The sequence below is a fragment of the Nguyenibacter sp. L1 genome (assembly GCF_035199985.1).
GTDB lineage: Bacteria > Pseudomonadota > Alphaproteobacteria > Acetobacterales > Acetobacteraceae > Gluconacetobacter > Gluconacetobacter vanlangensis.
The window spans coordinates 2,889,316-2,901,262 of record NZ_CP127015.1 but is presented as its reverse complement, the minus strand read 5'-3'; the positions used below and the strand labels follow the sequence as shown (position 1 = coordinate 2,901,262).

Below are 11,947 nucleotides of genomic sequence, written 5' to 3'. Positions count from 1 at the left end.
TGGCGGGCGCCACAGCGCGCACCGCCACATGGATCCGATCGTGAAAGGTGATGACCCCGAGCCGCGCGGCGTGACGCGCGGCCTGCCGGCTTCAGAAGCCCAGCACCGCGTCGCCGCCGAAGGTGAACATCCCGGTATTCCGCCCGTCATTGAAGGGCGACGTCCCGTTCAGCGAGCGGTCGAAGCGGATTTCCGGCCGGATCTCGAAGACCCGCACATGGTGGCCCAGCGTGGGGTGGTAGGTCACGCCCAGGGTCAGCTCGCCATACGTCGTCGGCGGCGCGGTTTCGGCAGGCGCGGGCAGGCCGGCGATCGCCTGCATATAGGCCCGGTTGGTCAGAAAGCTGGCGACGAACAGACCGGTATTGTCGCGATAGATTTCACCCCGGTAATTCAGGGTCAGGACGGGACTGATCTTGTAGCTCAGGAAGCTGACGAAGCTGGTGGTGTCGGCCCGCAGCCCGTCATCGTGCAGGTAGTTGAATTCGCCGGTGACCGACAGCCTGTCGCTGATCGCATAGGTCGCGTTGATATCGTTCCAGAATCGGTTCTGGTGATTGGCCGCCGATCCCAGCACCCGCACCGGGTCTTCGGGGCCGACGCGGCTCAGCTCGACGATGGTCAGCTTGCCGTGCAGCAGGCTGTTCAGGTTGAACCCGAAATACCCCGCCGGGGCGTCGTTGTTGTCGCTGGCGCCGAAGGTCGTCTGGTTGCCGGTATCGATGCCGAACGTCACGTCGACGATATCGCTGACATGCCATTTGAACATCGCGCCGATATGTTCGAACGGCACGGAATATTGCGACGTATAGGCCAGCGTATAGAAGGGGCGGGTCGTCGGGTCCAGCGTTTCGACCCCCATCGGGGCTTGCAGGATGCCGGCCTGCATGTCCAGCCCGCCCTTGGTCAGCCACGGCAGATGGACGTCGATATGGGCCTGGGCGGGTATGAGCTGATAGCGGGTCGAGATCGCCTGGTCGGAAATGCCCAGCAGGTGATAATAGCGCGCATCCGAACCATACAACGCTTCCAGCGTGAAGCCGATCTGGTATTCGTGCTTGGTCGGGTCGATGGCGCGCGCCAGCGTCAGCGCAAGCTGGTTCAACTGTGCCTGATTCGCATGATCGCCCAGGAAGTTGCCGAAATTGATCCCGTTATCCGGCCGCGCCGGATTGGCATCGATCCCGCCATCGATCTGCCCGGTCAAGGTAACCCCCTGCAGCCAGGTCTGGAATTCCGATGCCGGATGCGGATTGGGAAAGAGCGTGACCTGCGCCCGCGCCTGTCCGGACAAAGCGCCGCATGCCAGGCCGGCGCACAATAACGCCACGCCAGTACCCTTGATCGAATTCATGCAAATCACCTCGAACAAGACATCGTTCATAAGCGATACGAGGTATTTTTATCCTGAATCGGATATTTATTCGTTACAGATCGAATGTAATTCATGTATATTAAACAATCATGAAGCACATGATGTTTTATTATTGTTATTTTTGACGAATTTCCTTGAGTCCGCATTCATTAATATTTATTGCGGCCCCAATCCGGAAGACGGGCGAACGTCCCATTGGTCCGGACCTGGAATCCGTCAGGTCCGGACCATGGCAATGTCCCCGACACTCCGTCGCCCGCCGGGCGCCCCCGCGAAACCGGCGGCCGGGATGCCGGCACGCAAAAGAATGTTGCCTGCCCTTAGCTGATTCTTTCGCCATGCAGCGCCATGTCCAGTCCTTCCTGCTCCTGCTCGGACGAGACGCGCAGGCCGACGGCCAGGTCGACGATCTTGAGCAGGATGAAGGTCACGACGGCGCACCAGACGATCGTCACGCCGACCGCCTTGGCCTGGATGACGAACTGCGCGAACGAGCCGCTGATGCCGGCGGGATTGGCGTCGGTGGCCGAGAGCGGGCCGTAGGCGAACACGCCCGTCAGCAGTGCGCCCAGGATGCCGCCCACCCCGTGCACGCCGAACGCGTCCAGGCTGTCGTCATAGCCCAGCGCATGTTTCAGCGACGTCGCGGCGAAATAGCAGACCACGCCCGCCACCAGTCCGATGACCAGCGCGCCGCCCGGCAGCACGAAGCCGGCGGCCGGAGTGATGGCGACGAGGCCCGCCACGGCGCCGGAAATGATGCCCAGCACCGTCGGCTTGCCGGTGCGCGCCCATTCCGCGATCATCCAGCCCAGCGCGGCGGCGGCGGTGGCGATCTGGGTGGTGGCCATGGCCATGCCGGCGCGGCCGTTCGACCCGACGGCCGAACCGGCGTTGAAGCCGAACCAGCCCACCCACAGCAGCGACGCGCCGATGACGGCATAGGTCAGGTTGAACGGGGCCAGGTCGTCGGTGCCGTAGCCGTGGCGCTTGCCCAGCACCAGGGCGGCCACCAGCCCGGCGATGCCGGCATTGATGTGCACGACCGTGCCGCCGGCGAAATCGATGGCGCCGAAGCCCGCGACCCAGCCGATCGGGCTCCAGACCCAATGGGCGATCGGGGCATAGACCAGCAGCGACCACAGGACGGTAAAGACGCACAGGGCGCTGAATTTCATGCGGTCGGCGAAGGCGCCGGCGATCAGGGCCGGGGTGATGATCGCGAACGTCATCTGGAACATCATGTAGACGCTCTCGGGGATCGTCATCACCGTGGGGTTGGACGAGCCCTGGCCGAGCGTGAAGCCGATATCGGCGCCCTTGGCGATATGCGCGCCGATGCCGTTGAGCATGACGCGCGACAGGTCGCCGATATAGGGCGTGCCGGTCGAGAAGGTCAGGCTGTAGCCCGCGACCATCCAGACGATGGTGACGATGCAGCAGATCGCGAAGGACTGCATCAGCGTGGCCAGCACGTTCTTCTTGCGGACCATGCCGCCATAGAACAGCGCCAGGCCCGGGATCGTCATCATCAGCACCAGGGCGGTGCTGGTTAGCATCCACGCCGTGTCGCCGGTATCGACGGCCGGAGGGGCGGCAAAGGCAGCGGACGGGGCGGCGGCAAGCACCGGCGCGGCACACCAGGGCGCCGCCTTCCGGAAAAGCAGACGAAACGCGTGCTTACTCACAAAGCAATCTCCCCGATTTCATTGGTGCGGATGCGAACGGCCTGCAGAAGATCGAGAACGAACATTTTCCCGTCTCCGATGGTGCCGGTATAGGCGGCAGCCCGGATGGCATCCAGCGCCTGGTGCTCCAGCGCGTCGGCGACCGCGACCTCGATCTTGACCTTCGGCACGAAGGCCACCTGATATTCGGCGCCGCGATAGATCTCGGTATGTCCCTTCTGCCGCCCGTATCCCTTGACCTCGGTGACGGTGATGCCCTCGATCCCGATCTTGCCCAGCGCCGCACGGACGTCATCAAGCTTGAACGGCTTGACGATGGCGATGATGAACTTCACTCGTTCCTCCAGAGAAATATTTATTCGCCGTGTTGATGAGAACCGTTACGCTGTTGGCAGCCTCAAATCCAATCAAGAAAAAGAGTTTTTTCTTTCCAACGGATTAAAAGAATCAAAAATGCAACCGTTTGGAAATATATATTTGCGGCCTGCCTGAAACCGGCATGTTGCGGCCGGTCGACGTCCGTTAACGATTACTCAATAATATTGAATCGATGTCGAAAAAATATGAAAGGCGGAACGTCATCGGGGCAGATGCGTGCGGGCAACCGTGTTCTCCCCGGCCATGTTCTCCATGGACCTGGCCGACAGCGACACCGCCACATCCCGCAGAATTCGAAATGTATTGCTGCGCGGCGGACCAGGGGGGCGTCGCCATGGCCATTGCGCCTTTTCATAATCCTGCCATACACCTGATTTAGCTTGCAGTTCACAGATACGCGGATCGACAGCATGTTGGGTAGTATGTACAGAAAATCGATAGCGGCCTTTCTTCTGTCGGGAATCGCGCTTGGGTCGTCTCCCGCACTGGCCGATCACGGCGACGGCAGGGGGCATGAAGACCGTGGCTGGCATGGTGGTGGCTGGCATGGTGATCGGGGCTGGCATGGCGGCCATGGTCCGGACCATGGGGGGCGGTATCGCGAATGGCATCGCGGAGACCGCTATGTCGGGCCGAATTGGCGCGTCGATGACTGGCGCCGCTATCGCGGGCTGTATGCGCCGCCGCCCGGCTATTACTGGGTGCGGTACGGCGGCGGATTCCTGCTGGCGGCCGTGGCCACCGGCATCATCGCCAACGTGATCGCGGAGTCCTATGCGCCCCCCGGCCCGATGGGTCCGCCGCCTCCGCCCCCGCCGCCCTATGGTCCGGCCATGCCCTATGGGCCCTGAGGCCGCAGGCGGCCCGCACGCGGAGTAATATGATCCGCGTGTTCGTCTTTTCAGCGCTTGAAATGGAGTTCCGTCATGGACGTTCAGACGATCGACCAAGCCTATAGCCAGTTGCAGATGCAGGCGCAGCAAACGGCGCAGATGCTCCAGACGCTCGGCGGCAAGATGCAGGCCGCCGCGAATGGTGGCGACATGCAGGCGCGGGAATGGATGCTCGACCTCCGCGAACTGGCACTTGCCTTCCAGTCCGAGCAGCAGCAGGTCGCCGGCCTGCTCCAGGCGCTCCACGCCGGGCTTGCCAGCCAGGCCCAGCAGGTGCCGCAATCCTATGACCCGGTGCAGCCGCAATATGCTCCGGCGCCGCAACCCGCGCCGCCGCAATCCGGGGGCTTTCTCGGCAGCCTGCTCCATTCCGGGTTCGGCCAGGCCGCCGCCGCCGGCGCCGCGTTCGGCATCGGGGACGATCTGATCAAGGAACTGTTTTAAATCGTTATTTTATCGCGCCTCTTTACCCGTTCAAACGAGTCCGTTTGAACGGCGGCCGATCGCCCCTTATCGCCCCGGCTGGTTCTGGGCGTAGTCGTTCATCCCCCACAGACGATTCCTGACGGCGTTGTAATACGCCGTCTCGTCATAGAGCGGGACGTTCAACTGCAGGTCCGAGGCCGTCAGCCGGCCGATCGCCGCCGCGACGCCGTAGGACGCGGTGACCAGGTTGCCCAGCCCCTGGACCAGCGTGATCTCGGATTGCAGCAGGGCCTGCTGCTGCTGCAGGACTTCGAGCGTGGTGCTGACGCCTTCCAGCGCCTGGCGCCGCACCCCGTCGCGCGCCGCGACATTGGCCGTGATCGCCTGCCGGTCGCTGGCGACCGCCGCGCGGTCGGCGGCGAGCTGCCGCCAGGCGGACGAGGCGAGCTGGACCGCCTGCCGCCGCTGGGCATCGACCGCGCGATGGGCGGCCTGGGCCTGCTGCCGGGCCTGGCGGATGCCCGCATATTCCGACCCGCCCTGGTAGACGGGGACCTGCATCGTCAGTTCGGCATATTTGTTTTCGGTGAACTGGCCGCCAAGTCCCTGGTTGACGCCGCGCTGATAGGCAAGCTGGGCGCTGACGGTCGGCATGAGCGCCGCCACCGCGACATCGACGTTATCCCGCTGCGCGGATTCGGAAAAAATGGCGTTGATGACGTTGGGGTTATTCTGTTCGGCCAGCGTGTCGGCGCCCTGTTCCGACGTGACCGGCAGGGCCAGCGGCTGGGGCGGCGCCAGGTCGGCGGCGGCGGGAGCGCCGACGACCTGCAGATAGGCCGCGCGGGCGGCGTCCAGCGTGCCCTGGGCCTGCTGGCGCTGGGAGGTGGCCGCGGCCAGCGCCGCCTGGGCCTGGGCCACGTCGGTCCGGGTGATTTCGCCGTCACGGAAGCGCGTTTCGGTCGCCCGCAACTGGTCGGCCAGCACCTGTTCGTTGCCCTGGTTGATCTTGAGCAGCGCCGTGTCCTGGACCACGCCGACATAGGCGCCGACCACGTCCTGGAAGACTTTCTGCTCGACCGAGATCAGGTTGGCCCGTTCGGCCATGACCTTGTTGACCGCCTGATGGGTCGAGGCCGTGGTCTTGCCGCCCTGGTAGATCGGCTGCTGGATGCTGGCGCCGGCCGTGTAGCCCGGCGTCGAATAGGTGCGGGAATAGCCGAGAAACGCGTCATTTCCGCGATAATTGCTCTGCCCGCTGAAATAGGTCGCGCCGACCTGTCCGGAGATCTGGGGCCGCCAGCCCGCGAGGGCCTTGGGCACGTCCTCGTCCTGGGCGCGGAGGGTCGCGCGTTCCTGCTGCAGGGTGGGATTGGTCAGGTAGGCCGCGGCCAGAGCCTGGGCCAGGGTGTGGGGCACGAAACCGGCCGGGACGGGGCCCGCATCCACGGACAGGCGCGCATCGGCGCCCGACGGGGACAGAAGGGCGGCGGCGGCGCCGAAAGCCGCGGCGAAAGGAGCTTTCATTCGGTTTTTCACGACCCTATCCACGTCACGGCGCAGGTATCATCCTGTGAAGGACATTCATTTGCGAGACATCGGCAATTTGCGGGACATCAGCGGCGAGACCCGATCCACCGGATGCGGACCAGGCTGACGGATACGCGGATTTCGGCAAGCCCGTCAACGATGGGCCGCGCCGGAGGCGGGACGATGCCGGGCCGTCAGGCACCGGCCTGCAGCAGGCCGGGCAGGCCGGCATGGATGCGCGCGACGGCTTCGGTCAGGACCGGCTTTTGTTTGCAGAATGCGAACCGCACCAGATGGTCCGGCGGGTCCGCGCTGTCATAGAAGGCCGAGACCGGGATGGCGGCGACGCGGCAGCGTTCGGTCAGCGCGCGGCAGAACGCGGCGTCGCTGCCCGCAAAGCCGGCCGAGCGGATATCGGCCACGACGAAATAGGAGCCGTCGCAGGGCAGCACGGTGAAGCCCGCCGCGCGCAGCCCGCGGGACAGCAGGTCGCGTTGGGCCTGCATGTCGGCCGCGAGCGTGGCGAAATAGGCATCGTCCTTGTCCAGCCCCATCGCGACCGCGCGCTGCAGGTTGGGCGCCGTGGTGAAGGTGAGCAACTGGTGGGCCTTGGCCACGCAGGCGGCGATCGGCGCGGGCGCGGTGACGTAGCCGACCTTCCATCCGGTCAGCGAGAAGCTCTTGCCCGCGCTGCCGATGCGCAGGCAGCGCGGACGCATGCCCGGCAGGGTCATCAGCGGGATGTGGCGCGCCGTGCCGAAGGTGAGATGTTCGTACACCTCGTCGCAGATCGCATAGACGTCGTGGCGGGCCAGCAGGCCGGCGATGAAGCCGAGTTCGTCCAGGTCGAAGACCTTGCCGGTCGGATTCATCGGCGAGTTGAGCATCAGCGCCTTGGTCTTCGGCCCGAAGGCGGCGGCCAGTTCGGCGCGCGGCAGCGACCAGCCCGGCGGCGTCAGGCGCACCGGGCGGGGGATGGCGCCCAGCGCGCGGATGACCGGGGCATAGGTGTCGTAGAGCGGTTCGAGGAGGATGACCTCATCACCCGGATCGACCAGCGCCATCAGCGAGGCGGTCAGGGCCTCGGTCGCGCCGGAGGTGACGACCACCTCGGTCGCCGGATCGACCGCCAGGCCGTAGAAGCGCGCGTTCGACCGCGCGACGGCGCCGCGCAGTTCGGGCAGGCCGGTCAGCGGCGGATACTGGTTGCGCCCGTCGCGCAGGGCGGCGCAGGCGGCCTCGATCATGTCGGCGGGGCCCTCGGTGTCGGGGAAGCCCTGGCCGAGATTGATGGCGTCATGCTGGACCGCCAGGGCCGACATGACGGTGAAGATGGTCGTCGGCAGGCCCGACAGCATGCTGTTCGGCGATTTCATGTCTTTCTTCCCCGGGATCCGCGACGTGGGGATTCCCGTTTCTGTCGTCCCGAAAAGGCGCTCGGGGCCCGATTTGCCCCTTCTGCCGCCCGATCACGCGCAGATGTGCGGAATATGCCGCCTTTTTGCAATCCGATCCGATTGCCCGGCGGCGCAACCCGTGCAACGGTAAGGCGGCAACGGGCCCCGGGTGATGCCGGGACCGCAGCGAGGACGTGACGACGCGGCATGAAGAAAATCGAAGCCATCATCAAGCCGTTCAAGCTGGACGAGGTAAAGGACGCCCTGCACGAGATCGGGCTGATGGGCATTACGGTGACCGAGGCCAAGGGCTTCGGCCGCCAGAAGGGCCATACCGAGCTGTATCGCGGGGCGGAATACATCGTCGATTTCCTGCCGAAGGTGAAGCTGGAGATCGTCTGCGCCGACGACATGGTCGAGCGCGCGGTCGACACCGTGATCGCGGCGGCCCGCACCGGCCGCATCGGCGACGGCAAGATCTTCATCCTGCCGGTCGAGGAAGCCATCCGCATCAGGACCGGCGAACGGGGCGAGGAGGCCATCTGATCCCCAGCCAGCGCGTCCTATCCCTTTCCTTTTCCGCCCGGCGGGTCCGGCGGCCCATCGGGCCGGCGCACCAGGGCCGGCGGGCACGCGGGCCCGGCAGGCTATCGACAACGGCGCCCCATTTTCGTAACCGTTTCACCGCCGTGTCGAGCGGCCCCACCAGTTAAGGCAGGTAAATCAGAATGGCCAAGAAAGCCCCGAGCGCAGTTCCGACGACGACGCCCACCTATTCCGCCGAGGCTGTCGCCAAGGTGTTCAGCCTGATCCAGGAGCATTCCGTCGAGCTTGTGGATCTGCGCTTTACCGATCCGCGCGGCAAGTGGCAGCACACGGCGCAGCATGTCTCGACGATCGAGCAGGACACGTTCCGCGACGGGTTCATGTTCGACGGGTCGTCGATCGCCGGCTGGAAGGCCATCAACGAGAGCGACATGATCCTGCTGCCGGACCCGGCGACCGCGGTCATGGACCCGTTTTCGGCCAAGCCGCAACTGATCCTGATCTGCGACATCATCGAGCCCTCGACCGGGCAGTTCTATAACCGCGACCCCCGCGCGACCGCCAAGCTGGCCGAGGCCTATCTGAAGTCGACCGGGCTGGGCGACACCGCCTTCTTCGGTCCGGAAGCCGAATTCTTCGTCTTCGACAGCGTCAAGTTCGGCACCGGCCCGAATTTCGGCATTTACCAACTGGACAGCATCGAGGGACCGGGCGCGTCGCTGAAGGATTATCCGGAAGGCAACATGGGCCACCGCCCGGTGGTGAAGGGCGGCTATTTCCCGGTGCCGCCGGTGGACAGCGAGGCCGACCTGCGCGCCGAGATGCTGTCGACCATGGGCGAGATGGGCCTGCCGATCGAAAAGCACCATCACGAGGTCGCGCAGTCCCAGCACGAGCTGGGCACCAAGTTCGCCACCCTGGTGAAGTCCGCCGACTTCATGCAGATCTACAAATACTGCGTGCACAACGTCGCCCATTCCTACGGCAAGACGGCGACCTTCATGCCCAAGCCGATCTATGGCGACAACGGGTCGGGCATGCACGTGCATCAGTCGATCTGGAAGGGCGGCAAGCCGGTCTTCGCCGGCAACGGCTATGCCGACCTCTCCGACCAGGCGCTGTATTACATCGGCGGCATCATCAAGCACGCCAAGGCGCTGAACGCGTTCACCAACCCCTCGACCAATTCCTACAAGCGGCTGATCCCGGGCTTCGAGGCGCCGGTACTGCTGGCCTATTCGGCCAGCAACCGCTCGGCGTCGTGCCGCATTCCGTATGCGACCAGCCCCAAGGCCAAGCGGGTGGAAGTGCGCTTCCCCGATCCGACGGCGAACCCGTACCTGGCGTTCTCGGCCATGCTGATGGCCGGCCTGGACGGCATCAAGAACAAGATCCATCCGGGCGACGCCATGGACAAGGACCTGTACGACCTGCCGCCCGACGAACTGAAGCAGATCCCCACCGTCTGCGGATCGCTGCGCGAGGCGCTGCTGGCCCTGGAAGCCGACCATGAGTTCCTGCTGGCCGGCGGCGTGTTCTCCAAGGACCAGATCGACAGCTACATCGCCATCAAGTGGCAGGAAGTCTACAAGTTCGAGCACATCCCGCACCCCGTCGAGTTCGAAATGTATTACTCCGTCTGATCCGGCCGGGATCGACGAACATGAAAAGGGTGCCGGGCCGCGGGGGCCGGCACCCTTTTTCTTTGGGACGTCGCGCCGTTCAGAGCCGGGCGTGGAGACGGCCCTCGCCGGCCAGTTCGCGGCGGGTGCGGTCCAGTTCCTCGCTGTAGCGGCGCAGGGCGTGCTGTTCGGTCAGCATGCCCAGGACGATGCGGGACTCGGCGCTGTCGACCACCGCGAGGGCGTCGCTTTCGGACTGTTCGAAGCGGGCGATCGCCTCGCGCACATTCATCTGGGGCAGCAGGATGACGTCGCGATATTGCGCGAAGCGGGTCAGGTCGCCGGTTCCATCCGCATCTTCGGCATGCAAGTCGGGGGCGTACAGGTCGGGCACCTGGAGCAGCCCGACATAGCGCCCGCCGCCATCGACCAGGACGATGCGCTGGGCCGAACCCAGCGGATAGGCATGGCGGGCGGCCTGTATGGTGGTGGTGGCGCAGAGGGATTTGACGTCGCGCCGCATCATCCGCCCGACCGTCAGGGTGCGGATCCAGCCGACATCGACCGCCGAACGGATGGATTCGCCGCGCAGATGGAAGCGCCAGGTGGCGAAGGAATAGCCGAAGGTGCGGCGCACCGTCAGGCCGGATATGACCGAGGCGACCAGCACGGCGACGGTCAGCGGCAGGCTGCCGGTCATTTCCAGCGCCAGGAAGACCATGGTCATGGGCGCGCCGACGACGGCCACGGCCATCGCGCTCATGCCCACCAGGGCGCAGAGTTCGGTCGAGGGGGCGGCGGCCGAGACCAGCGCCAGGCCGCCGCCAAAGGCCGCCCCGGTCAGCACGCCGAGATAGAGCGAGGCATAGAACAGGCCGCCGCGGAATCCGGCGCCGATCGACACCGACGAGGCGACGGCCTTCAGCGCCAGCAGCACCAGCACCCACCCGGTGGGGTGGCCCCGTTCCAGCGCGATGCGCATTGCCCAGTGGCCCGAGGACAGGACCGAGGGCGAGACCAGCGCCATCGTGCCGATGACGGCCCCGCCGATCGCCGGATGCGACCAGGCCGGCAGGCCCGAGCGGCGGAACAGGCTTTCGGCCAGGGTGACGCAATACATCAGCGCCACCCCGAGCAGGGCGGCGACGATGCCCAGCGTGGCCACCGGCAGGTAGTCGGTCAGATGCAGGCTGGCCGGCAGGGTAACCGACACGCCGGGCGCCGCGCTGTGCAGCAGGTGCGTCACCCCGATGGCGCAGATCGAGGCCAGCGCCACGGGGGCCAGATTGGCCAGCGAATAGGTGCCGATCACCAGTTCGAACGCATAGAATGCCCCAGCCAGCGGCGCGTCGAACGCCGCCCCGATGGCGCCGGCGGTGCCGCATCCGACCAGCAGGCGCAGATCCTCGCGCCGGACGCGGAACATGCGGCCGATGCGCGAGCCGGCGGCGGCGCCGATCTGGCTGAAGCCGGCTTCGAGTCCCACCGAGGCGCCGACGCTGTTGGAGAATACGGTCTGGATGGCGACGATGGCGCTGTCCCGCAGGGACATGCGGCCGCCATGCAGGGCGTTGGCCTCGATCGGGTCGACGGGACGGCCGGGGACGTACCGGGCGATGAACACGCCGAGTCCGCCGAAGGCCAGGCCGCCCAGGACGGGCACGAGCACCGCGCGCAGCGGTTCGAGGCGGTCGAGGCCGGAGATCCGTCCATCGCCCGCGGCCATGAAGAGCAGGCGGTGCGCCAGCAATGTTGCGTGGGTCATGGCGGCGACCAGCAGCCCGGCCCCCGCGCCCACGCATGCCGCCAGCATCACCAGCCAGATCTCGTCGGCGCGGACCAGGGCGCGCAGCAGGCGCGGCGCGTGGGAGACGGGAAAGGCGGGCCGGTCGGCGCGGGCGGAACCCGGCACCGTCCCCGCCCGCGGCGCGCGCTGACGGCGCAGATGATTCAGCAGGCCGGAACTGGGAGACGGCACGGCAGATACTTTCGCGCGGCGCCAGCGGCGGCAAGGCGCCCGTGCCGCCTATTTGAAGTCATGTCCCCCCCAGATCAACCGAAATATCAGCCGAAATATCCGCCGAAGAACGCG

General features: G+C 65.8%; 11 protein-coding genes. 5 read left to right on the top strand and 6 right to left on the bottom strand.

Annotated elements, in window-relative coordinates; genetic code table 11:
- Window positions 1–91 precede the first annotated feature (91 nt).
- The 3 genes from QN315_RS13080 to QN315_RS13070 all read right to left on the bottom strand — a co-directional run bounded on the left by QN315_RS13080 (window position 92) and on the right by QN315_RS13070 (window position 3,398).
- Window positions 92–1,354 (bottom strand): outer membrane beta-barrel protein, encoded by a 1,263-nt coding sequence (locus QN315_RS13080; RefSeq protein WP_323989697.1) that lies wholly within the window; start codon window positions 1,352–1,354, stop codon window positions 92–94.
- 341 nt (window positions 1,355–1,695) lie between these two features.
- Window positions 1,696–3,042: an ammonium transporter gene (locus QN315_RS13075; RefSeq protein WP_408904637.1), complete on the bottom strand. Its 1,347-nt coding sequence runs from the start codon at window positions 3,040–3,042 to the stop codon at window positions 1,696–1,698.
- A gap of 17 nt (window positions 3,043–3,059) precedes the next feature.
- Window positions 3,060–3,398: a P-II family nitrogen regulator gene (locus tag QN315_RS13070; protein WP_323989695.1), complete on the bottom strand. Its 339-nt coding sequence runs from the start codon at window positions 3,396–3,398 to the stop codon at window positions 3,060–3,062.
- On the opposite strand from QN315_RS13070, the gene QN315_RS13065 reads away from it, so the two are divergent.
- From QN315_RS13065 to QN315_RS13055, 3 genes are all read left to right on the top strand, one after another.
- On the top strand, window positions 3,379–3,555 hold the full coding sequence (locus QN315_RS13065; protein WP_323989694.1) for a hypothetical protein: 177 nt from the start codon (window positions 3,379–3,381) through the stop codon (window positions 3,553–3,555). The two genes, QN315_RS13070 and QN315_RS13065, sit on opposite strands and share 20 nt — an antisense overlap.
- 296 nt (window positions 3,556–3,851) lie before the next feature.
- Window positions 3,852–4,292: an RcnB family protein gene (locus QN315_RS13060; RefSeq protein ID WP_323989693.1), complete on the top strand. Its 441-nt coding sequence runs from the start codon at window positions 3,852–3,854 to the stop codon at window positions 4,290–4,292.
- 75 nt (window positions 4,293–4,367) lie between these two features.
- Window positions 4,368–4,778 (top strand): hypothetical protein, encoded by a 411-nt coding sequence (locus QN315_RS13055; RefSeq protein WP_323989691.1) that lies wholly within the window; start codon window positions 4,368–4,370, stop codon window positions 4,776–4,778.
- A 66-nt stretch (window positions 4,779–4,844) separates the two neighbouring features.
- On the opposite strand, the gene QN315_RS13050 is transcribed toward QN315_RS13055, so the two are convergent.
- Together QN315_RS13050 and QN315_RS13045 are read right to left on the bottom strand one after the other, a co-directional pair.
- Window positions 4,845–6,287, bottom strand: a complete 1,443-nt coding sequence (locus QN315_RS13050; protein WP_323989689.1) for a TolC family outer membrane protein — start codon at window positions 6,285–6,287, stop codon at window positions 4,845–4,847.
- A 197-nt stretch (window positions 6,288–6,484) separates the two neighbouring features.
- Entirely contained in the window at window positions 6,485–7,666 is a 1,182-nt protein-coding gene (locus QN315_RS13045; RefSeq protein ID WP_323989687.1) for an aminotransferase, read from the bottom strand.
- 228 nt (window positions 7,667–7,894) lie between these two features.
- On the opposite strand from QN315_RS13045, the gene QN315_RS13040 reads away from it, so the two are divergent.
- Both QN315_RS13040 and glnA read left to right on the top strand, forming a co-directional pair.
- Complete coding sequence (locus QN315_RS13040; RefSeq protein WP_176640408.1) at window positions 7,895–8,233, top strand: P-II family nitrogen regulator; 339 nt, start codon at window positions 7,895–7,897, stop codon at window positions 8,231–8,233.
- A 182-nt stretch (window positions 8,234–8,415) separates the two neighbouring features.
- Entirely contained in the window at window positions 8,416–9,876 is a 1,461-nt protein-coding gene (glnA, locus tag QN315_RS13035) for a type I glutamate--ammonia ligase (protein ID WP_176640407.1), read from the top strand.
- Between the two features lie 79 nt (window positions 9,877–9,955).
- On the opposite strand, the gene QN315_RS13030 is transcribed toward glnA, so the two are convergent.
- On the bottom strand, window positions 9,956–11,833 hold the full coding sequence (locus QN315_RS13030; RefSeq protein ID WP_408904519.1) for a chloride channel protein: 1,878 nt from the start codon (window positions 11,831–11,833) through the stop codon (window positions 9,956–9,958).
- Window positions 11,834–11,947: the final 114 nt, after the last annotated feature.